Source organism: Fictibacillus tiangongensis, from assembly GCF_048083785.1.
Classification (GTDB): domain Bacteria; phylum Bacillota; class Bacilli; order Bacillales; family Fictibacillaceae; genus Fictibacillus.
Genome location: NZ_CP182294.1, coordinates 3,905,532 through 3,927,927 on the forward strand (window position 1 = coordinate 3,905,532; position 22,396 = coordinate 3,927,927).

At 44.7% G+C, this 22,396-nt stretch carries 23 protein-coding genes; 3 read left to right on the forward strand and 20 right to left on the reverse strand.

Features of this window, described 5'->3' with window-relative positions:
• Positions 1-2: 2 nt before the first annotated feature.
• The 10 genes from ACNJYY_RS20475 to ACNJYY_RS20520 form a co-directional block, all read right to left on the reverse strand.
• A complete protein-coding gene (locus ACNJYY_RS20475; protein ID WP_416729933.1) occupies positions 3-1,520 on the reverse strand; it encodes a complex I subunit 4 family protein in 1,518 nt (505 codons plus the stop codon).
• Positions 1,517-3,385: an NADH-quinone oxidoreductase subunit L gene (gene nuoL / locus ACNJYY_RS20480; RefSeq protein WP_416729934.1), complete on the reverse strand. Its 1,869-nt coding sequence runs from the start codon at positions 3,383-3,385 to the stop codon at positions 1,517-1,519. The genes ACNJYY_RS20475 and nuoL overlap by 4 nt, the downstream gene beginning before the upstream one ends.
• Positions 3,386-3,403: 18 nt before the next feature.
• On the reverse strand, positions 3,404-3,718 hold the full coding sequence (nuoK, locus tag ACNJYY_RS20485; RefSeq protein WP_066398890.1) for an NADH-quinone oxidoreductase subunit NuoK: 315 nt from the start codon (positions 3,716-3,718) through the stop codon (positions 3,404-3,406).
• A complete protein-coding gene (locus ACNJYY_RS20490; protein WP_066398893.1) occupies positions 3,715-4,227 on the reverse strand; it encodes an NADH-quinone oxidoreductase subunit J in 513 nt (170 codons plus the stop codon). The genes nuoK and ACNJYY_RS20490 overlap by 4 nt, the downstream gene beginning before the upstream one ends.
• Positions 4,224-4,643, reverse strand: coding sequence for an NADH-quinone oxidoreductase subunit NuoI (nuoI, locus tag ACNJYY_RS20495; RefSeq protein WP_416729935.1), 420 nt, complete (start codon positions 4,641-4,643; stop codon positions 4,224-4,226). The genes ACNJYY_RS20490 and nuoI overlap by 4 nt, the downstream gene beginning before the upstream one ends.
• A gap of 509 nt (positions 4,644-5,152) precedes the next feature.
• Positions 5,153-6,154 (reverse strand): NADH-quinone oxidoreductase subunit NuoH, encoded by a 1,002-nt coding sequence (nuoH, locus tag ACNJYY_RS20500; RefSeq protein ID WP_197129877.1) that lies wholly within the window; start codon positions 6,152-6,154, stop codon positions 5,153-5,155.
• Positions 6,151-7,251: an NADH-quinone oxidoreductase subunit D gene (locus ACNJYY_RS20505; protein WP_416729936.1), complete on the reverse strand. Its 1,101-nt coding sequence runs from the start codon at positions 7,249-7,251 to the stop codon at positions 6,151-6,153. The genes nuoH and ACNJYY_RS20505 overlap by 4 nt, the downstream gene beginning before the upstream one ends.
• A gap of 5 nt (positions 7,252-7,256) precedes the next feature.
• Entirely contained in the window at positions 7,257-8,675 is a 1,419-nt protein-coding gene (locus tag ACNJYY_RS20510; protein WP_416729937.1) for an NADH-quinone oxidoreductase subunit C, read from the reverse strand.
• A complete protein-coding gene (locus ACNJYY_RS20515) occupies positions 8,672-9,187 on the reverse strand; it encodes a NuoB/complex I 20 kDa subunit family protein (protein WP_137791106.1) in 516 nt (171 codons plus the stop codon). Before ACNJYY_RS20515 ends, ACNJYY_RS20510 begins: the two co-directional genes overlap by 4 nt.
• Positions 9,178-9,552 carry an NADH-quinone oxidoreductase subunit A gene (locus ACNJYY_RS20520; protein WP_066398906.1) on the reverse strand — a complete coding sequence of 125 codons (375 nt, stop codon included), beginning with the start codon at positions 9,550-9,552 and terminating at the stop codon, positions 9,178-9,180. Before ACNJYY_RS20520 ends, ACNJYY_RS20515 begins: the two co-directional genes overlap by 10 nt.
• A gap of 219 nt (positions 9,553-9,771) precedes the next feature.
• On the opposite strand from ACNJYY_RS20520, the gene ACNJYY_RS20525 reads away from it, so the two are divergent.
• On the forward strand, positions 9,772-9,969 hold the full coding sequence (locus tag ACNJYY_RS20525) for a hypothetical protein (protein ID WP_066398908.1): 198 nt from the start codon (positions 9,772-9,774) through the stop codon (positions 9,967-9,969).
• A gap of 32 nt (positions 9,970-10,001) precedes the next feature.
• Entirely contained in the window at positions 10,002-10,391 is a 390-nt protein-coding gene (locus ACNJYY_RS20530; protein WP_416729938.1) for a DUF1722 domain-containing protein, read from the forward strand.
• A 328-nt stretch (positions 10,392-10,719) separates the two neighbouring features.
• On the opposite strand, the gene ACNJYY_RS20535 is transcribed toward ACNJYY_RS20530, so the two are convergent.
• From ACNJYY_RS20535 to ACNJYY_RS20550, 4 genes are all read right to left on the reverse strand, one after another.
• Positions 10,720-12,378, reverse strand: coding sequence for a glycerol-3-phosphate dehydrogenase/oxidase (locus ACNJYY_RS20535; RefSeq protein ID WP_416729939.1), 1,659 nt, complete (start codon positions 12,376-12,378; stop codon positions 10,720-10,722).
• Between the two features lie 238 nt (positions 12,379-12,616).
• Positions 12,617-14,119 carry a glycerol kinase GlpK gene (gene glpK, locus ACNJYY_RS20540; RefSeq protein ID WP_416729940.1) on the reverse strand — a complete coding sequence of 501 codons (1,503 nt, stop codon included), beginning with the start codon at positions 14,117-14,119 and terminating at the stop codon, positions 12,617-12,619.
• A gap of 33 nt (positions 14,120-14,152) precedes the next feature.
• On the reverse strand, positions 14,153-14,980 hold the full coding sequence (locus tag ACNJYY_RS20545; RefSeq protein ID WP_416729941.1) for an MIP/aquaporin family protein: 828 nt from the start codon (positions 14,978-14,980) through the stop codon (positions 14,153-14,155).
• A gap of 203 nt (positions 14,981-15,183) precedes the next feature.
• A complete protein-coding gene (locus tag ACNJYY_RS20550) occupies positions 15,184-15,729 on the reverse strand; it encodes a glycerol-3-phosphate responsive antiterminator (protein ID WP_416729942.1) in 546 nt (181 codons plus the stop codon).
• A gap of 194 nt (positions 15,730-15,923) precedes the next feature.
• Between ACNJYY_RS20550 and ACNJYY_RS20555 the strand changes: the two genes are divergently transcribed.
• Positions 15,924-16,103, forward strand: a complete 180-nt coding sequence (locus ACNJYY_RS20555; RefSeq protein ID WP_416729943.1) for a hypothetical protein — start codon at positions 15,924-15,926, stop codon at positions 16,101-16,103.
• A 740-nt stretch (positions 16,104-16,843) separates the two neighbouring features.
• On the opposite strand, the gene ACNJYY_RS20560 is transcribed toward ACNJYY_RS20555, so the two are convergent.
• The 6 genes from ACNJYY_RS20560 to atpF form a co-directional block, all read right to left on the reverse strand.
• Positions 16,844-17,251 carry a F0F1 ATP synthase subunit epsilon gene (locus tag ACNJYY_RS20560; protein ID WP_191754307.1) on the reverse strand — a complete coding sequence of 136 codons (408 nt, stop codon included), beginning with the start codon at positions 17,249-17,251 and terminating at the stop codon, positions 16,844-16,846.
• A gap of 22 nt (positions 17,252-17,273) precedes the next feature.
• On the reverse strand, positions 17,274-18,662 hold the full coding sequence (gene atpD / locus ACNJYY_RS20565; RefSeq protein WP_066398935.1) for a F0F1 ATP synthase subunit beta: 1,389 nt from the start codon (positions 18,660-18,662) through the stop codon (positions 17,274-17,276).
• A gap of 54 nt (positions 18,663-18,716) precedes the next feature.
• Positions 18,717-19,568, reverse strand: coding sequence for an ATP synthase F1 subunit gamma (gene atpG, locus ACNJYY_RS20570; protein ID WP_066398937.1), 852 nt, complete (start codon positions 19,566-19,568; stop codon positions 18,717-18,719).
• 239 nt (positions 19,569-19,807) lie between these two features.
• Entirely contained in the window at positions 19,808-21,307 is a 1,500-nt protein-coding gene (atpA, locus tag ACNJYY_RS20575; protein WP_197190169.1) for a F0F1 ATP synthase subunit alpha, read from the reverse strand.
• Between the two features lie 19 nt (positions 21,308-21,326).
• Positions 21,327-21,878 (reverse strand): F0F1 ATP synthase subunit delta, encoded by a 552-nt coding sequence (locus tag ACNJYY_RS20580; protein ID WP_066398940.1) that lies wholly within the window; start codon positions 21,876-21,878, stop codon positions 21,327-21,329.
• Entirely contained in the window at positions 21,875-22,393 is a 519-nt protein-coding gene (gene atpF / locus ACNJYY_RS20585) for a F0F1 ATP synthase subunit B (RefSeq protein ID WP_416729944.1), read from the reverse strand. Before atpF ends, ACNJYY_RS20580 begins: the two co-directional genes overlap by 4 nt.
• Positions 22,394-22,396 lie beyond the last annotated feature (3 nt).

Sequence of the window (22,396 nt, forward strand, 5' to 3'; positions counted from 1 at the left end):
ATTTAGCCCCCTAACCCTAGCAGAATGCTATCTAATGTTGGACGGAGCATATCACTTAACCATGCAGGATAGATGCCGATAAACAAAATCGCTGCAAGCAAGATAAACGCCGGAATTCGTTCTGTTGATGAAAGATCATGTGCGTTTGATAGTTCTTTTTCAGTACCAAACGTAATCGCCAACACCGCTCGCAGCACGTAGACCGCTGTTAAAATCAGCCCTAACGTTCCTATAGCCGCTAAAACGGGCATCGTCTCAAACAATCCTAAAAACGCCATGAACTCGCTGATAAAACCAGACATTCCCGGTAGACCCAATGATGCGAGTCCCCCTGCGAGCAGAACACCTGCAAAGATCGGCATCCTTTTCGCGACTCCACCAAAGTCTTTTAGCTGTGATGAACCTCCCCGTTCGTAAAGAACACCTACTAAGAAGAACAATAGCGCCGAGATCAATCCGTGTGAAACGACTTGGAACACGGCACCCGTCATACCCGCTTCGTTTAATGCGGCGAGCCCTATCAGAACGATTCCCATATGCGAAACAGATGAATACGCTAAGACGCGTTTCATATCACGCTGTGTGAGTGCTAAGAAAGCTCCGTAAAGCAGGTTGATCACACCGAACAATCCGATGATAAAAGCGAGTGACTCAAACTGATCTGGAAACAGCCCTGCCCCAAAAACGATTAAGCCGTACGCTCCAATTTTCAAAAGAATCCCCGAGTGAAGCATAACGATCGGTGGTGGTGCCTGAACGTGAACCTTCACCATCCAAGAGTGAAGCGGTGCGACCGGCAGCTTCACGGCAAACGCGAGAAGAAGCGCGATCAGCATTCCCATCTTAAAATCCTTCGTGATGTTCATATCACTCAGTTCAGATTGCGGAAGCGAGAATGTATAAGCTAACTGCTCAAAATTCATCGTTCCCGTCTTCATGAACATCGCAACGAACGCGATCAGAAGAATGGCTGAACCCACGCCGTTATAGATCAGAAAACTGTACGCTGCTTTTTCTTTTTCAAGGTAACCCCAGCGTCCGATGAGGAAGAACATCGGAATGAGCGTGATCTCAAAGAAAATAAAGAACAAAAATAGGTTTTGTGAGGCGAATACGCCAATCATGCCCATCTCAAGCAAAAAGAACAATATGAAGTAACTTTTCCAATCTTTTTTGATCGAAAAGGATGCAATGGCAGCAAGGACACTCACTACAGTTGTTAATAAAATGAGCACCATCGATAAACCGTTAACACCGACTTCATAGAAGATTGGATAGCTCACATCACCATTCGACTGAAAGACTTCATACGAAACCCACTGAAACTTTTCAGCAAGCTGAAGACCTTCGCTCGATTTATTGAAAGCAGACAACGTAACGAGTGCGGTACCTAGCGGAAATAATGTACCTAATATCCCGATCCATTTGATCGACTTCTCATCTTGAGACGGAGTAAATAGGAGAACCAAAACGCCTAACAATGGGGAAAGAATTAATATCGATAGAAGCCATGTGTTCATGTGAAGTACCCCCCTGTTAATGCGACGATCAGCAATAGAATCACGATGCCAAAAATGGCGAACGTCCCATATGTTTGAACCTGCCCGTTTTGAAGACGCGAGCCTGCCTTACTTAAACCTTGAACGCCACTCACAACTGCTGCCACGAGTCCGCCCACGATATATTTATCAAACAGGACGCCAAGTTTGCTCAACCCCTTCGTTCCTTTAACGAAAGTCGCGTCGTACCCTTCATCAACGTACCATTTGTTGTAGATCACGTTGCTGAGCCCTGGCAATGACCGTGTAATCCAATCACGGGAAAGTGTACCTTTTTGGTAGATCAGATAAGCTAGACCGATTCCTAAAAGCGATGCGGCTGTTGCAACAATTGGAATCCAGCTTGGACCGTGATGATCTCCATGCGCTAGTTCAACCGGACCTCCTGCTAAGTAATCTGATAAAAACGTACCGAACCACGTTGTATTCAGGTAACCTGCCACGATTGCTAGAACACCTAAAACAATCATCGGAAGCGTCATAACAATTGGTGACTCGTGTACGCCTCTCTGATCTCCGCGCGGTTTCCCGGTAAACACAAGGAAAAATAGACGGAACATATAAAACGCCGTCATAAAGGCTGCAACCACTGCCAGCCAGAACAATCCGTAACGGCCATCTGCATACGTACTGGCTAAAATTTCGTCTTTAGAAAAGAAACCAGATAGAAGCGGAACTCCCGAAATGGCTAGAGCTCCGATTAAAAAGAGAGGTCCTGTCAGCCGAAGCTTTTTCCAAAGTCCGCCCATCTCTTCAATGTTTTGTGTATGTACAGCATGAATCACGCTTCCTGCAGCTAAGAACAATAATGCTTTAAAGAATGCGTGCGTTGTTAAGTGAAAGATCCCTGCCACATAACCGGAAGCACCAAGGGCGAGCATCATGTACCCTAGCTGACTGACCGTAGAGTATGCCAAGACACGTTTGATGTCTTTTTGCATCAGTCCGATTGAAGCCGCAAAGATTGCTGTGACTCCCCCTACTACAGCAACGACCGTTAATGCCGTTTCTGAAGCTTGGAAGAGCGGATACATCGCAGCGACTAAGTACACCCCAGCTGCGACCATCGTTGCCGCATGAATTAGCGCTGATACAGGCGTCGGACCTTCCATCGCATCCGGAAGCCATGTATGAAGAGGCAGCTGACCTGATTTTCCAATCGCTCCTACAAAGATACATAGTGCGGTGAGCGTGAGCATGCCAGAAGATATATCACCATTTCGTACAGAAGCAAAAATTTCGTCATATTCAAAACTACCAACCTGCCAAAATAGCAAAACCATTCCGATAAAAAGACCAACGTCCCCGATTCGGGTCATCACAAATGCCTTTTTTGCAGCGGCTTTTGCTTCTGGTTTAAAATAGTAGAATCCGATCAATAAGAACGAACCAAGTCCAACAAGCTCCCAAAACATATAGAGCTGTAATAGATTCGGAGACAGAACGAGTCCAAGCATCGCAAACGAAAACAATCCTAAATACGCAAAGAACACAGGAAACCGTTCATCGCCATGCATGTATCCTTTTGAGTAAAGATGTACAAGAAAGCTGACGAGTGAAACGATCACTAGCATAAGAGCATTAAGCGGATTGACTTCATATCCCATCGTGATAGCCCGCTCACCAATCTCAAACCAAGTGCCTTCAACCTTAATTCCGTCCCCTTGCCACACTGCGATCCAAACCCCAATGGATAGAATGAGCGATAATCCGGTTAGAAGCACACCGATCCATGCAGTGCCCTCACTTTTTGATTTTCTAAAAATCAGCAATACAACGAAGGATAAAAGCGGGAACAACGGTATAAGCCAACTATTCTGCAACATAATCGTCCATCTCCTTCCTTATCGCTTCATCGTATCCATCTCATCCACGTTAACCGTCTGTCTGTTGCGGTATAGTGCTATGAGAATCGCAAGTCCGACTGCCGCTTCTGCCGCAGCAACCGTAATCGTAAACAGCGAAAAGATCTGACCTGTTAAACCAGGATTTATAGAGTATTTGGCAAATGCCACGAGGTTGATATTTACAGCATTCAGCATCAATTCGATCGAAATCAATACGATGACCGCATTACGTTTTGTCAATGCTCCAAACAAACCGATGCAGAACAGGATCAAAGCAAGCGTCAAGTAAGCTGCTAAAGGAACTGAGCTCATTTTTTCGCCTCCTTTTCATCGTCATCCCGCTTTGCGAGAATGATAGAACCGATCAAGGCAACAAGCAGCAAGACAGAAGTTAACTCGAACGGAATCACATAATGCGAATACAGCTCGATTCCGATCTTTTTTGTATTATCGATGTGAAGCTCTGCGTTCTGCTGACCAAAATCAAGGTCTTTGATCTTGCCGTACATGATCAGAAAGAAGAGTCCGATCGCAAGCCCGGTTAAGATAACTTTTAACCGTGGTGCACGTTTTTCTTTTTCCTGATGACGCGTGAGCATGATTCCAAACAACATGATGATCGTGATAGCTCCTGAGTAGATCAGCACCTGCACGACGGCAACGAACTCTGCTGATAGTGTGATGTAGATTCCTGCAATGGCAATGAACGTAAAAATAAGAGCAACAACCATATGAACGACATTTGATAGGTTGATAAGAAGAACGCCGCCGGCAATGGCTGTTAAGGCGAGAAAGAAAAACGCGATCATTTCACCGGTCATGCTTTGTTCTCCTTTCTGATATTCTCATCGTTCTCATCGAGCCACTCGAGGTTTTTGAAAAGTTCATCACGGCTGTATTCAGCAAGCTCGAACTGATTTGTCATGACGATCGCTTCAGTCGGACAGACTTCTGTACACAGGTCGCATAGTATACAGATTTCAAAGTTAATATCGTACGTGTCGATGATCTTCCCTTTTTTCGCAGGATCTGGGTGCGGCTTACCCGTTAACTGGATGCAGTCGGTTGGGCAGATCTGTGCGCATTGGTTACAGACGATGCATTTTTCGGGATAAAACTTTTGGATGCCGCGGAAACGGTCAGGCATCTGAATCGGCACGTCTGGATAGCTTGTGGTGACGTTTTGTTTTGTTAGGTTTTTGACGGTATAGCTTAAACCTTTTACAAGACCTTTCATCCTGAGATCACGCTCCTTATGCGTTGGTCTTTCAATTGTTAGAGCATTTTTTAGCATTGCTTTGTCGTTTATGAAAGTTTGATTTCCGCTCCAGGTTGCTCGCTTTCCGGGGGGCGTGCGGTGAGCCTCTTAGTGCCTTGCACTATTAAGAGTCTCACCTGTCCCGCTGATCCCCCAGGAGTCTCGCACCTTACGCTTCAATCAACTATTCGAGGAAGTGTTTGCAATGTTTCTAAATATTTATTTGCCTGACCTTAGAGAGTCAAAGCGGTGGGTTAGGTCATTCTATATGATTGTTTTTCTTGAAATTTCTTGCTGTTCAATCACTTTTCGACTTCTTTGAACGGTTGGTTGTAGTGAAAGGTGTGAGACTCCTGCGGGACAGGTGGGCAGGTGAGACACTTAAATGTGAAACATTCGAATGTGGCTCACCGTCTGCCCCGCGGAAAGCGAACACCTGTAACGGAAACCAACTCCCACAATTATTAGCAGTGCTGCCCTATTCTCTTTTATAAAAACAATTCCTTAACTGCTGCACTGACGAAGATGTTTAACAGTGCTAGCGGTAGTAGGACCTTCCAGGCGAAACCCATGAGTTGATCGGCGCGGAGTCGTGGAAGTGTTCCGCGGATCCAGATCATGAAAAACACGACGATGCTGAATTTGACGCCGAACCACAACATCCCTGGGATAAAATCTAAGAACGGAATCGGGTTCCAGCCTCCTAAGAAAAGAACGGTTGTTAAGGATGCCATCGCAAATAGATACACATATTCTGTGAGCATAAAGAACGCCCAGCGAAACCCAGAGTATTCGACGTGATAACCAGCCACTAGCTCTGACTCTGCCTCTGGCAAGTCGAACGGCGTACGGTTCAACTCAGCGATCGAGGAGATCAAGAATACGAAAAATCCGATCGGGGTTAAGAAGATGTAAGCAATGTTCTCTTGGCCTCTTACGATATCATTTAAGTTCAGACTGCCCGCGAACAGAATCACTCCGATCACAGAGATAACAAGCGGAATCTCGTATGAAATCATCTGTGCTGCAGCACGCATGCCGCCGAGTAACGAGTACTTATTGTTTGATGCCCAGCCACCCATTAAGATGCCGATCGTTGAGATTCCTGAAACGGCTACGTAATACAGAAGACCAACGCCAAGGTCTGCGAACTGCATGTTTTCTGAGAACGGAATCGTCGCGAGCACCATGAACGCTGGAGCAAATGCGATGACCGGTGCCAATATGAACAACGGACGATCAGCTAATTTCGGTATGGTGTCTTCTTTTATTAATAGCTTAAAGACGTCGGCTACCGTTTGAAGGAGGCCGAATCTTCCTCCAACCCGGTTCGGTCCTGTACGCATCTGCATGAACCCGAGCACTTTTCGTTCGGCTAGAATCGCGTAGGTTACAAACCCTAGAACCGTAACGAGTAATGCAGCGCCGAGCGCAAAGAAGATCGCAACATGCGTCCAGCCGGGCTGTGCGTATAAAAGCTCCTCCATCAGCCATCAACCTCCCCGAGAACGATATCAATCCCGCCTAAGATGGTAATCAAGTTGGAGATGTTTTCACCGACTAAAAGTTTTGGCAGAATCTGAAGGTTATAGAATGATGGTCTGCGAAACTTCAAGCGGTACGGTTCTTTTTTTCCTTCTGAAGCGATGTAGCAGCCGATCTCTCCGCGAGGCGACTCAATGCGGACGAAAGCTTCACCCTTTGGCGGCTTGATGATTCTTGGCACTTTTGCCATGACCGGTCCTTCTTCTGGAAATTGTTCCACCGCTTGTTCTACAATCTTGAGTGATTCTTCGATCTCTTGCATGCGGCACTGATAGCGCGCCCATGCATCGCCCGTATGAAAGACCGGTACATCAAAATTAAAACGGTCATAGATCGAATACGGCTCATCTTTTCTAAGATCCCAGTTCGTACCTGTGCATCTTAAGTTTGCACCGCTTAATGAAAAGTTCAGCGCTTCTTCTTTCGTGTAGTAGCCGATTCCTTTTACACGGTTCAAGAAGATCTCGTTGCCTGTCACAAGATCGTGATAGCCTGCAAGCTCTTCTCTCATGTACGGAACAAAATCTCGGACCTTCTCGATCCAGCCATCTGGTGCGTCCCACTTCACACCGCCAACACGCATGTAGTTGAACGTCAGCCGAGCGCCGCAGATCTCGTTCAGCATATTGATGATGGCTTCTCTTTCGCGAAACGCGTATAGGAATGGACTCATCGCCCCGATATCTAATAAATATGTACCGAACCAAACGAGATGGCTTGCGATGCGGCCGAGCTCCATCACGATGACGCGCAAATATTCCGCTCGTTCTGGTATCTCTAGACTCATCATCGTTTCCACCGCGTGGCAGATCACATAGTTGTTCGTCATGGCCGCTAAATAATCCATGCGGTCTGTGTATGGAATAATCTGCGTGTACTGAAGGTTTTCTGCTAATTTCTCGGTGCCTCGGTGAAGATAGCCGATCACTGGCGTGGCTTCGATGATCGTTTCTCCGTCAATTTTCAGTACGATTCGAAAAACGCCGTGTGTGCTAGGATGCTGAGGCCCAACGTTGAGGAGCATCTCTTCTGTTCTGATCAATGTCTCTACACCTCCACGTCATGTGGTTCGTAATCTTTTCTTAGCGGATGCCCTACCCAATCGTCCGGAAGCATGATGCGCGTTAAGTTCGGATGACCTTCAAAATGGATGCCTAAAAGATCATACGTTTCACGCTCTGGCCAGTTTGCTCCCTCCCATAACGGGGTAATGGAATGGGTAGTAGCGCTCGTTCTGTCTATCTTTACTTTTAATGCAACGGACTGGCGGTGATTGTACGAATACAGGTGGTTATAGACTTCAAAATGCGTTTCAAAATCGGTGCCGTGCATTTCAGATAAATAATCAAAACGAAGCTGGTCGTTATATTTTAAAAACTCCGCGATTTTATAATAAGAATCAGGTTTTGCAACTAAGGTAGGGACATCTTTTGACAGTCTGTTAATATAGGAATCTTCGAGTACATCTTCTCCTAGATGTTCTTTGATGACTTTTGTGTAGGTATCGAGGATAGGTTGATTTGGTGATGGCTTTTCTTCTGCAACAGGTTCTGTTGTGGCACCTTTAGCGTTGGCGGCTGCTCGTGCTTTTGCGGCTGCAGCTGCTTTCGCCTTTGCAGCGGCGATCGCTTTCGCTTTTTCGTCGTCACCTGCTGGTTCAGCTGCTGCATCTGATCCTGCTTCACGAGACGCTTTTGCTTTAGCAGCAGCGGCGGCTTTTGCCTTCGCGGCAGCAACAGCCTTTGCTTTTGCTGCTGCTTTTGCTTTTTCGTCGTCTGAAGCGGGTTCAGTGGATGTGTCGCCTCCACCCTCTCTCGCTAGTTTTGCTTTAGCGGCAGCTGCTGCCTTGGCTTTTGCTGCTGCGGCTGCTTTCGCTTTCGCGGCGGCGAGTGCTTTTTGTTTCGCAAGATCATCCGCTGGCTCATCACCTTGTGGAGCTTCCGCAGTTTTCGCCTTTTCAGCCTGGCGCTGTTTTGCGAGTTCGAGCGCTTTTGCCTTTGCTTCTGCGGCCGCTTTTTTCTTCAGCTCTTCTTTTGTTAACTCAGGTTCAGCTGCGGTCGGTTCCGACACATCTGCCGCTTTCACTTTTTCAGCCTGTCGTTGTTTTGCGAGTTCGAGCGCTTTTGCTTTCGCTTCTGCAGCAGCTTTTTTCTTCAGCTCTTCTTTTGTGAGCTCAGGTTCGGCTGCTGTCGAATCGGTTCCTTCTGTCGCTTTCACTTTTTCAGCCTGGCGCTGTTTAGCGAGTTCAAGGGCTTTCGCCTTTGCTTCTGCAGCAGCTTTCTTTTTCAGCTCTTCTTTTGTTAACTCTGGTTCAGCAGCGTTCGGTTCCGACACATCTGCCGTTTTCGCTTTTTCAGCCTGGCGTTGTTTTGCAAGCTCGAGCGCTTTCGCCTTTGCTTCTGCAGCAGCTTTCTTTTTTTGTTCTTCTATCGATAATTCATTGGAATCATTTTGCTTATCTGTCATTCGCTCATCACCTTCTTGCCTGTCTTCGCTTCATAACGGATTTTCTCCTGAAGCTTGTTGATGCCATAAATAAGTGCAGCAGGGTTAGGTGGACATCCTGGTATGTATACATCCACGGGTACGATTTGATCTACGCCTTTTACGACGGCATACGATTTGATGTAAGGACCTCCGGCTGTGGCGCATGATCCCATCGCGATAACCCACTTCGGCTCTGGCATCTGTTCGTATAATCGTTTTAATACGGGCGCCATCTTTTTCGTTACGGTTCCAGAAACGATCATTACGTCAGATTGACGAGGTGACGTACGGAATATACTTCCGAAACGGTCGAGATCGTAATGAGACGATCCTGTGCCCATCATTTCAATCGCACAGCATGCGAGTCCAAAGGTTAACGGCCATAGCGAATTACTTCTGGCCCAGGCTTTCACTTGTTCGAGTGTTACCATGAATACGTTGCGGTCTAGTTCAGCGCGTTCCTCTGCCGTAAGCTCCCACTTTATGTCCATTTAAGCACCTTCTTTTTCCAAGCGTATACAAGACCTAACGTTAAAAGAACAACAAAAATCCCCATCTCAATGAGAGCGAACACGCCTAGCTCTTCATAGGCCACGGCCCAGGGGTATAAAAATACGGTTTCAACATCAAAAATAACAAACATGAGCGCAAATAAATAATAACGGACATTATACTGAACCCAGCTTTGATGAAAAGGCTCAATTCCGCTTTCGTAGGTGGTGTATTTTTCTGCTGATGGTTTATAAGGGCGCAACAAACGGCCTGCAGTCAATGCGACCACCGGCAGTAGGACCCCTAAAAATAAAAATACAGCCACAATGAGGTAATTGTTTTGATACAGATGATAAAAATCCATTCTGACTACCTCCTAATCTTCAGAATTTTATAAATTATGTAACCGCTTTAATTATAGCAAATTCCATATTTTGTGTCGATGTGCTTCTTCACATATGGGTTTTTCACTATATAAATGTCTCCTTCTTATTTTTCTATAGAAATGTTCATAATCCTGTAAATTTTTTGGATGTGACGATCGACTGTTAGCAGTATGATAGGTATAAAGGGGAGATTCGTAATGGATATATGGTGGATTGCTTACTTTTTGATCGTCGTAATCTCGATTGCTGGATTAGTCGGTACGATCATGATTTCTAAAACACAGGACGAAAAATACGGAAGTTCAACTCGTCAGAACCTCGTGCGCCTTACACTCATCTATGCAGTGGTGATCCTCGTTTCGATCATCGCACTTGCTCTATACATCTATCTTTAATAGAATGTCGTTATTAAAGGATGTGATCTACTTTGAAAAAAGAGACCGAACAATTGTGGGCAAGTGAAAAATACACGGTGATGGCTAAGGGATATAACCTTTACAAAGAGGTTCAAGGGCTCATGAGAGATGCACAAACTAATGCTGATTATGAAAAAGTGACGATGTTGATTGCTGAGATGAAGAAAAAACCTTTTGAGCGACGTGCTTTATGCAACACGCTAGAACATGTTTGGGGTTATTTTAAAAAATCGGCAGAAGAAGTGGACAAAGAGCACTTCTTTTCGCTTCTGAACACGTTGAGAGAGTCAGATGAAGAGTATTATGATGAAACGCCGTATGAAATTGATCTTTTTCTGCAATATTTGCTTCAAAAATACCCTTCAGAATATTTATCTCGTTCAACATTTATCAAAAATTAAGGATGCTCCCGTCGTGTTGTGGGATCATCCTTTTGTTTTGCCTAAAATAGGTGCAGTTTCGGTGGACGAAACTATTTCGTATGTATACCCTGTTAGGTATTTTTGAGAATCAATCAAAAAATTCAAGCATTTAATCCACAAAAATCAGAGTGTAATCCACGAGTTTTAAGCATGAATCCAAAAGTTTTGGCTAATTATCCACGAGTCGACAAACCTCGACATCCCGCAGACATAAATAACCCCTCATATACCCCTCCTCACACATCAAAAAAGCACCCCGCTCTTACTAAAAGCGGAATGCCTCTCTGCCATAACTCTCAATTTTTTATTAGATCGCCTCAACAGACAATCGTAATTGCTCTTCGAAATCTTCTGCATGCTCGCGTTTTTGCTCTGCGTTCCAGCCTAATTTGTCTGCCATGCAGTTGATCACACTTTCTTTCCACTCATATACCGTATCAATGTCGAAGTATAATGCAGACGTACGGCGGATCAAGAAGTCTGATGGTGTGGATGTCATCTCATACTCTAATGCATAGAGCAGTGATGCATACAAGCTTTCTGGCAAGTTGTAGCTCTTCGCTTCTTCACCGCGTTCTTTCATATAACCGTATACGATGTCGATGTTCGTACCATAGCGCTGAACAAGTTCGCGAGCTTTCGCTTCATCCAGACCTAGTGCTAAGCCTTCCTGGACTTTTGTACGAAGGAAGTCTGCGAAGTTTTGGCTTCCGCCCATCTTACCGCCTGATAATTCCATGTGTTGCGTACGGCATCCAGGGAATTTTGCACCTTCTTCCTCACCTAGCTGATCACGAACGATATCCACGACTTTTTCAGCCATTTTACGGTAACCTGTCAGCTTACCACCCGCGATTGTTAGTAATCCTGATGGAGAGTGGAATACTTCATCTTTACGAGAAATTTCTGAAGGTCCTTTCTTCGGTTCGTGAATCAACGGACGCAGACCTGACCATGAAGATTCAACATCGTCGCGCGTAATCTTCACGTCTGGGAACATGAAGTGGATCGTGTTTAATACATATTGAAGATCTTCTTCTGTCATTCCAGGGTTTGCAAGGTCTCCCTTGTAATCTGTATCTGTCGTACCAATATACGTTTTACCTGCACGAGGAATCGCGAACACCATACGGCCATCTTCTGTGTCATAATAGACCGCTTGTTTTAACGGGAATTTAGAACCGTCAATTACAAGGTGGATTCCTTTTGTATGGTGAATCTCTTTTCCTGTTTTTGAACGGTCTTCTTCGCGAAGCTCATCTACCCATGGGCCTGTTGCGTTCACGATCTTTTTCGCGTAGATCTCATGCACTTCACCAGTAAGCTGGTCTTCTACTTTTACACCGACCGCTCTTTTTCCGTTATAGATAAAGCTTGTAACTTTCGCGTAGTTAACGGCCGATGCTCCCCGTGCTACCGCTTCTTTCATGATCTCAAGCGTCAGACGAGCGTCATCTGTTTTATATTCAACGTAATATCCGCCGCCAAGTAGATTATCTTTTTTCAAAAGAGGCTCACGGCGTAGTGTTTCTTCTGCTGAAAACATTTTTCTGCGTTCTTTACGTTTTACGCCTGCTAAGAAATCGTACACTTTTAGACCGATAGAAGTAGAAAACTTTCCGAATGTACCGCCTTTATAAAACGGTAGCAGCATCCATTCTGGTGTTGTTACGTGTGGAGCATTCTCGTATACGATCGCACGTTCTTTACCGACCTCTGCAACAAGTTTTACTTCGAACTGTTTTAAATAACGAAGTCCCCCGTGGACAAGTTTTGTAGAACGACTGGATGTTCCAGCAGCAAAGTCCTGCATCTCTACAAGACCTACTTTCATACCACGCGTTTGGGCATCTAATAAAATTCCTGCTCCAGTTACGCCTCCTCCGATTACAAGGAGATCAAGCTTTTCTTGTTTCATACCTGTGATGATTTCTTCTCTTTTATATGTTGAAAATGATGCTGTCATTTTCTTTTCACTCCTTCTGTACAGAACCGTTGGACGTATATAATACGGGTAGTTTTCCCGGAATCAACGAACCCAACACACATTTTTCTACATTTCTGTGTATTGGCACATATGCACGCAAAAAAGACCACAAGAACCCCGCAACGTTTGTACGAGGTTTTGTGGTCTCTCCTGATCTCCAACCGGTTCAATATCAACTTGGGTTTAGTATAACGCAGTTTTCAAGATTTTAAAAGGGTTATGCTTTAGGTTTGTATGCAATCGTTGCTTCAACAGCTTTTTTCCAGCCATCATAAAGCACTTTGCGCTCTTCTTCTTTCATGTTTACGTCAAAGTCTTTGTCCACTTTCCACTTATCTGCGATTTCTTGACGGTCGCCCCAGAAACCTACTGCAAGACCTGCAAGGTATGCAGCACCAAGTGCAGTCGTTTCGTTAATCTCTGGACGCTCAACCGGAACGTTTAAGATATCACTTTGGAACTGCATCAAGAAATTGTTCTTAACTGCTCCGCCATCTACACGAAGTTTCTTCAACTCGATACCTGAGTCTGCTTCCATCGCTGTTAACACATCCGCTGTTTGATAAGCGAGTGACTCTAGTGTCGCACGAATGAAGTGTTCTTTTTCTGTACCACGTGTCAGTCCGAAGATCGCACCGCGTGCTTCTGAATCCCAGTAAGGTGTACCGAGACCTACGAATGCTGGCACAACATACACGCCATCTGTTGATGCAACGCGCTCTGCATAATCTTCACTGTCAGCCGCATCTTTTAACATACGAAGTCCGTCACGCAGCCATTGAATCGCTGACCCTGCAACAAAGATACTTCCTTCAAGTGCGTACTCAACTTTCCCGTCCACACCCCAAGCGATGGTCGTTAGTAGGCCATGCTCTGACTTAACTGCTTTTTCTCCTGTGTTCATAAGCATGAAACAGCCTGTACCATACGTGTTCTTTGCCATTCCTTTTTCAAAACAAGCTTGTCCGAAAAGTGCTGCCTGCTGATCACCCGCGATACCTGCGATCGGAATATTTTTACCAAAGAAGTGATAGTCGATCGTTTCACCGTAAACTTCTGATGACGATTTCACTTCTGGAAGCATTGTTTTCGGAACGCCTAAGATCTCAAGAAGCTCGTCATCCCATTTCAGATCGTATATATTGTACATGAGTGTACGTGAAGCGTTGGAATAATCCGTTACATGCGCTATTCCACCTGTTAGCTTCCAAACCAGCCACGTATCGATCGTACCGAATAACAGGTCACCATTTTCTGCTTTTTCACGAGCACCTTCAACGTTATCAAGGATCCATTTTACTTTTGTTCCTGAGAAATAAGCGTCGATCAACAATCCTGTTTTGTCGCGGAATTTATCGTTTAAGCCTTGGTTTTTCAGCTCATCACAGATCTCAGCGGTCTGACGAGACTGCCATACGATCGCATTGTGCACCGGTTTTCCCGTGTTCTTGTCCCAAACGACCGTTGTTTCACGCTGATTCGTAATTCCGATCGAAGCGATTTCGCCTGGATCAGTATCTGTTTTTGATAATACTTCAGCCACAACAGCTAAGATCGTTCCCCAGATTTCTTGTGCATCATGCTCTACCCAGCCTGGCTTCGGGAAGTGCTGCTTAAATTCCTTTTGTGAGATCTCAACGACTTCTCCAGCTTTGTTAAAAAGGATCGCTCTTGAGCTTGTCGTCCCTTGATCGAGTGCAATGATATATTTCTTTTCCATACGTAAACCCTCCCAAAATGGTATGTTCTTGTTTTAGTTTTCTATTTGATCTCCATGAGGCAGTGCATGTGTGCCTTTACTTCCTAAGAAGAACGTTATAGCGAAGATTGCTAGTGTTACCACTGTCCAAATCCAGAATAACGTTGTCACTTTCCCTGTGAAAACAGCTTGGTAGAACAATGCTCCGAAAACTCCGCCAAGCACTGGCCCTACAACTGGAATCCATGAGTATGTCCAGTTAGATCCGCCTTTGCCTGGAATCGGTAAGATGAAATGCGCGATTCTTGGACCGAGGTCACGAGCCGGGTTGATCGCATATCCTGTTGGTCCACCAAGTGATAATCCGATGGCTACGATTAAGAATCCGACGATCAGTGGATTTAACCCATCTGAAAATTTATTCGCTCCGATTGACAATAATCCTACTAGTAAAACGGCAGTTCCAATGAATTCTGATAAAAGATTCGAAAACGTATGTGGAATTGCAGGGTCCGTTGAGAAAACTCCTAATTTTACCGCTGGATCATATGTTGCTTTCCAGTGCGGAAGGAAGTGGAAGTAAACGACCATTCCTCCTAAAATACCACCGATCATCTGTGCAAGGATATAAGCTGGTACATCAGCCCATGCAAATTCACCGATTGAAGCGAGACCAAGCGTAACGGCCGGGTTAAGATGTGCACCGCTAAAGCTTCCAACTGCATATACCGCCATCGCTACGGCTAGTCCCCAAGCAAGTGCGACAACAATCCATCCGCCACCTTGGGCTTTTGATTTATTCAAGGAAACGTTTGCAACAACGCCCCCGCCAAATATGATTAGAATCATTGTTCCTATTAGTTCTGCCATAAATGTAGACATGTATTTTCCTCCTTTATGCAATCGCTATCAATTATAAGTGCAAGTGTGTGAACGGATGTCATCAAAAAAAAGACCCAGCAAAAGATACCTATAGTTTTGCTATAAGTAACTCTTGTGGATCTCCATGTTCTCCGTCACGTTTATGAACTTGTCTCTATTATAACAAGGATGAAAACGTTGTCAAACGTTATTTCATAAGAACATTAAATCCACAATTCAGGGTTTGAAGTCGTCACAGCCTCTGCACCTGCTTCAAGTGCTTCCATCACATTTACTGTTGTACGAATCAATCCACCAGCAATTACCGGAATACCCGCTTGCTTACTCACTTCTCTTATTATTTCCGGCATGATGCCTGGCAAAACCTCTAAATAGTCTGGCTGAGCACGTTCAATGACTTTATAACTCGTTTCAAGTGCTAATGAATCTAATAAAAATAACCGCTGAACAGCGATCATGTTCTTCTTCTTTGCACGAATGATGCAGTTAGATCGCGTAGAAATGATTCCCGCCGGCTTCATTTCTTGTGCTAAAAAGTCGACAGCATACTCATTTGCTTTAAGCCCGTTAATCAGATCAAGATGAACCAAAACCTTCTTTTTACGTTCGTTCGCCATAGCGATCATAAATTTCAACTGGCTGATATGCGTATCCAAACATACAATATATGTGTATTTGCTGTTTAGCAGCTTCTCAAAATCCTTCATCTTTCTCGCTGCCGGTAAAACTTTTTGTCCATGGAAGCTCATCTAGTACACCCCTTATTTTTCTTATCATTCACCAGTTCTCACATTTTATTGCAAACCCCAGGTAATCCGCCTTTTTTACATATTAAGTGATAATAACACATACAACTACTGACGGACGAGCATTTAATAGTATATAGCTCGTTTAAAGAGCTATATTTCTTAGGACACTTCCTTAGCTTGAGGAGGTGAAAAGCTTGATTAAAAAGAGAAAGAAACCTGTGATCTCTCCTGTTGGGAAATTTCAGAACCCTTTTGGTGATGAAGTGGTTGAAATGGAAGAGGCAGCAGAAACGAACGCGATGACTAGTGAAAATGGCGACCAAGTATGGTTACGTAGGGTCTCATGTGCTCGGCCGATTTTTGGAAGAAACTAAAATAGAAGGCTGTTTTCGTATGCGATGTAGCTATCCAGAAGTAGTTGATTTCAGCTCCAGGTTGCTCGCTTTCCATGGGGCGAACGGTGAGCCTCCTGCTGCTTCGCGCCCTTAGGAGTCTCCACCAGTCTAGTTGCAGTGGCTAGCCCCTCGAGGTCAAAAGTTGAACAGTCAAGAAGGCAAACTACGCCTTCCTAGCCCATTCATCTTTTGCTTGTCGGGGCTGAACGAGCCACTTCCACACTTCGGACTGACCGCTCGTCCCATAGGGGTCGGCAACCTTATGCTTCAATCAACTTGCATAGGAAGACAATAAGAGATTTATCCAAACAGAAACAATCTTTTAGAAAAGAACCAAATATAAACGATCCATCCAATGTTCAACCTTCTCAAACTGAACGTGATGTATTCGTATAAAGCCCCTTTGACTTTGTTTTGGAGAAGTCGAAGGGGTTTTTGAGTTCTGAAAAAGAATTAAGGTACAGTTTCGGTTCCGAAACTGACCAACTTAGATACCGGGCGGGGTATTAGCTTCATGCAATCCAAAAGTTTAAGCTGTTTATCCAGAAGTTTTGCCTGTTTATCCACGAATTTTAGCTCTCAATCCAAAAGTTTTGCTACTTTATCCACGAGTTTACAATCCTCGACATTGCTCGCACTCCCATTATTCCTCTCATACCCCCTACCAGCACAAAAAAAGCCCTCCAACTCTCTAAAAAGAGAGCTGAAGGGCTTTTAAATTAACGCTTTGTTGCTATGTCGATACGGTTCATTGCGCGTTTAAGCGCAAACTCCGCACGAGCTGCATCTAGGCTGTCTTGTTTGTTGCTTGCAAGACGCTGTTCGGCACGCTCTTTTGCTGCGCGTGCACGATCTACTTCGATGTCGCCAGCGATCTCAGCAGCTTCGGCTAAAATCGTGACTTTTTCAGGTCGCACTTCAATAAATCCACCGCTAACGGCCACATATTGTGTTTTCCCATCAACGTCGTGAACACGCACGGCGCTGATCGTTAAAGGAGCTACAAGAGGGATATGGCCTGGAAGAATTCCAAGCTCCCCACTTTTTGCTTTCGCGCTGACCATTTTCGCATTTCCTTCAAACACAGGACCATCAGGGGTTACTACGCTGACTTGAATGGTTTTCATCCAATCTTACCCCTTTCAGGCATTAGGCCAAAGTTTTTGCTTTTTCAATAGCATCCTCAATAGAGCCTACGAGATGGAACGCTGATTCCGGAAGATCATCGTATTTTCCTTCAAGGATTTCTTTGAATCCACGAACTGTTTCTTTAACAGGAACGTATGAACCTTTTTGTCCTGTAAATTGTTCTGCAACGTGGAAGTTTTGAGATAAGAAGAACTGGATACGACGCGCACGGTGTACAACTAGCTTATCGTCTTCAGAAAGCTCGTCCATACCAAGGATTGCGATGATATCTTGAAGCTCTTTATAACGCTGTAAAGTCGCCTGTACTTTACGAGCTACTTCATAATGCTCTTCTCCAACGATCTCAGGAGAAAGTGCACGTGAAGTTGAAGCTAGTGGATCTACCGCTGGATAGATACCCATAGCTGTAAGTTTACGCTCAAGGTTAGTTGTTGCATCTAAGTGGGCGAACGCTGTAGCTGGAGCCGGATCCGTATAGTCATCGGCAGGTACATAGATCGCTTGGATAGATGTTACAGAACCTTTTTTTGTAGATGTGATACGCTCTTGTAATTGACCCATCTCAGTTGCAAGAGTTGGCTGGTAACCTACCGCTGATGGCATACGGCCAAGAAGGGCAGATACTTCAGAACCTGCTTGCGTGAAACGGAAGATGTTATCTACGAAGAAAAGAACGTCTTGTCCTTGTTCGTCACGGAAGAATTCAGCCATTGTCAAACCAGAAAGAGCGATACGTGCACGTGCTCCAGGCGGCTCGTTCATCTGTCCGAATACCATTGCCGTTTTCTTGATAACACCAGAGTCGCTCATCTCGTGGAAAAGGTCATTTCCTTCACGAGTACGCTCACCAACACCTGCGAATACGGAGATACCACCGTGTTCTTGTGCGATGTTGTTGATAAGCTCCTGGATAAGAACGGTTTTACCTACACCCGCACCACCGAAAAGACCGATTTTTCCACCTTTTACGTATGGAGCGATAAGGTCAACTACCTTGATCCCTGTTTCAAGGATCTCCGTTTTAGTTGTTAATTCTTCAAAAGAAGGTGCTGAACGGTGGATCGGGTCACGGCGAACATCTGCCGGTACTGCCTCACCAAGGTCAATGTGATCACCTGTTACGTTAAATACACGTCCAAGTGTTGCTTCACCTACTGGTACAGAGATCGGCTTACCTGAGTCAGCGATTTCCATTCCACGAACAAGACCATCCGTTGAATCCATTGCGATTGTACGAACCATGTTATCACCAAGGTGAAGTGCTACTTCTAGTGTTAAGTCAACACCCTCAGCGCTAACAGTTAAAGCGTTAAGCAATTCTGGAAGCTGGCCTTCGAACTTAACGTCAACGACCGGTCCAAGAATTTGAGTAATATAGCCTTTATTCATCGGTTTCCCTCCTATCTTACTTTGCAAAATAGCTGCTAGAATCACTTTAAAAGTCTACTCTAGAGCTGCTACACCGCCGACGATTTCCGTAATTTCCTGAGTGATAGCTGCTTGACGCTCACGGTTGTACGAGAGGTTCAATTGGCCGATCAGTTCATTAGCGTTATCCGTTGCATTTCTCATCGCAGTCATACGAGAAGCATGCTCGGCTGCTTTCGCATCAAGTAAAGCACCATAAATCAAGCTCTCCGCATATTGAGGAAGAAGCACTTCAAGGATCTCGTCCTCTGATGGTTCATACTCATAGGAAGATTTTGATTTTGTTGCAGCGATATCTGTTAACGGAAGAAGCTTCTTCTCCGTCAGATCGCTCTGAATGGCACTTACAAAATGGTTGTAATACATGTAAAGCTCATCAAATGTTCCGTCCGCATAAAGACCGACTGCCTTTGAAGCGATCGCCTTGATCTCAGCAAAGGATGGCTGATCTGCCACGCCTGTGATGCTGTCCAAGATAGACATCTTACGGCTTTTGAAAAAGTTCACACCGACTTTACCGATCACGATCAACGCATACTCATCTGCTGATTTGTGACGCTCTTGAATCGTACGGTAAACGTGGCGCAAAATATTCGAGTTATAAGCTCCTGCCAATCCACGGTCAGCTGTAACGACGAAGTAACCCGTCTTCTTCACCGGTCGTGTTAAAAGCATAGAGTGTTTCGCGTTGCTTCCAGATGCGATGCTTCCTACCACTTCTTGGATCTTGTCCACGTAAGGGCCGAAAGATTTCGCATTTTGCTCAGCGCGGTTTAGCTTTGCAGCTGAAACCATCTCCATCGCTTTTGTGATCTGCATCGTCTTCTTAGTAGAATCTATTCTAGCTTTTATATCTTTCAATGCCATTCATTTTCACCACCTTTATAGCGGAGGTTTAAAATTCCGGTTAACATTCCTGTCGGATTTGTTCGTTGACTTGTTTCTCCGGTTCTCATTTAGCTAACTAAACTCCGATCCTCGAAACTGCGTCGCCTCGAACTCCTCCGCCCTGTTAATCCTCATTTTAAACAAACCTTTTTAGTAAGCTGGTTGCAGGGTGCATAAAAATGCACCACTGCTTTTGGGTCTCTTTTATCTATAAAATCTTACGCGAATGTCTTTTTGAATGCTTTGATCGCTTCGTCTAGGCTGTCACCTTCAGGAAGTTTACCAGTCGTTTTGATTGCATCAAGAACGTCTTTAGAGTTTGCTTCCATGTGAGCGTAAAGCGCTTCTTCAAAGCGGTTTACATCTTCAACAGCTACATCATCGATGTAACCACGAGTCAATGCATAAAGGATTGCAACTTGGTGCTCAACTTTTAGTGGCTTGTGAAGTCCTTGCTTAAGTACTTCAACTGTACGTGCACCACGGTTAAGTTTTGCTTGAGTCGCTTTATCAAGGTCAGATCCGAACTGAGCGAATGCTTCTAGTTCGCGGTATGAAGCAAGATCTAGACGAAGTGTACCAGATACTTTGCTCATCGCTTTGATCTGAGCTGCTCCCCCTACACGAGAAACGGAGATACCTGCGTTGATCGCCGGACGAACTCCAGAGAAGAACAAGTCAGATTGTAAGAAGATCTGTCCGTCTGTGATAGAGATAACGTTTGTTGGAATATAAGCAGATACGTCAGATGCTTGCGTTTCAATGAACGGAAGCGCTGTGATCGATCCGCCACCTAAATCGTCATTCAGCTTCGCTGCACGCTCTAACAAGCGAGAGTGAAGATAGAATACGTCCCCTGGGTAAGCTTCGCGGCCTGGAGGACGACGAAGTAGCAAGGAAAGCTCACGGTATGCAGCAGCTTGCTTAGAAAGATCATCATAGATAATCAATACGTGCTTGCCAGCCCACATGAATTCTTCAGCCATAGATACCCCAGCATAAGGAGCTAGGAACAACATTGGTGCAGGTTGAGAAGCAGATGCTGATACAACGATCGTGTAATCAAGCGCTCCGTGTGCACGAAGTGTTTCTACAACGCCTGCAACTGTTGATTCTTTTTGACCGATCGCAACATAGATACAGATCATATCTTGATCCTTTTGGTTAAGGATCGTGTCGATCGCTACAGCTGTCTTACCTGTTTGACGGTCACCGATGATAAGCTCACGTTGTCCGCGTCCGATTGGCACAAGTGCGTCAATCGCTTTAATACCTGTTTGAAGCGGCTCATGTACGGATTTACGAGCCATTACGCCTGGAGCTTTTTGCTCGATAGGACGTGTTTTTGTAGTAGCAATTGGACCTTTGCCATCGATAGGCTGTCCAAGAGGGTTAACTACACGGCCAAGAAGCTCTTCACCTACAGGAACTTCCATGATGCGTCCTGTACGTTTTACTTCGTCACCTTCACGAATTTCTTGGTAAGGTCCAAGAATGATGATACCTACGTTGTTTTCTTCAAGGTTTTGGGCCATACCCATTACACCGTTAGAAAATTCAACTAGCTCACCAGCCATAACGTTATCTAATCCATGGGCACGGGCAATACCGTCACCGACCTGGATAACTGTACCCACATCATTAACTTCGATCTCAGATTGATAGTTTTCAATCTGTTTTTTAATTAAAGCACTGATTTCTTCAGCTTTAATGCTCATGAATTTCACCCCTATCCTCTCAGCTTCCGTTAGAAGCTAATTGACGTTCCATTCGATTCAACTTTCCGCTGATGCTTCCGTCAAAAATACGGTTGCCAATGCGGATCTTGATTCCTCCAACAAGAGAAGAATCTACAATATTATTAATGCGCAACGCTCTTTTGCCGACTCGGGCAGCAAACGTTTGCTCCAACTTCTGTATCTCTGAGTCTGATAAAGGACGTACAGAATATACATTTGCGTCGGCAATGCCTTGTGCCTCATTTGCTAATTCAATGAACTGCGCTGCCATCTCTGTGATGTATGTGTAACGGTTACGGTCTACCATCAGATAGATCGTGTTCATTACAGCCGTAGAAAGTTCAGCTCCAACGCTCTCTTTGATCAAAGCTTTCTTTTGATCCTTTGAAACTTTTGGATGTGACAGAACTTTTTGAAGCTCTTTATTAAGCTCCAGCACGTTCTTAACAAGACGCAATTCTGAAACTGTATCTTCAAGTTTCGTAACACCAACTACTTCAAATAGTGCTAATGCATAACGTTTTGCTACGATTGCTTGATCTTTGCTCATCGAGACTCGCCTACCTCTTGAAGGTATTCGTTAATAAGCTTCTCCTGAGAGCTCTCATCAAGTTCTTTTGCAATAACTTTAGAAGCGATCTTAACGGATAGAGCAGCAACTTCTTGACGAAGTGTAGCAACTGCTTTTTCTTTTTCAGAAGCGATCTCAGCTAATGCAGCATCTTTTACACGCTCAGCTTCATCACGAGATGCTTTAATGATTGCTTCACCTTGTGCTTCGCCTTGCTTTTTAGCATTGTCGATAATAGACTTTGCTTCTTCTTTTGCTTTCTTTAACTCAGCAACTTGAGTTTCAAGATAGCTCTTAGCTTCTTGACGGGATTTTTCAGCCGCATCAATTTCGCTGTTGATATGTGATTGGCGCTCCTTCATGATTCCCATTAACGGGCCCCATGCGAATTTACGCAATAATACTAGTAGGATTAAAAATGCAGCTAATTGGTAAAGGATATCACCTGTGTTCAGGCCTCCACCTGCAGCAGCACCTAGAATTAAGTTTTGCACACC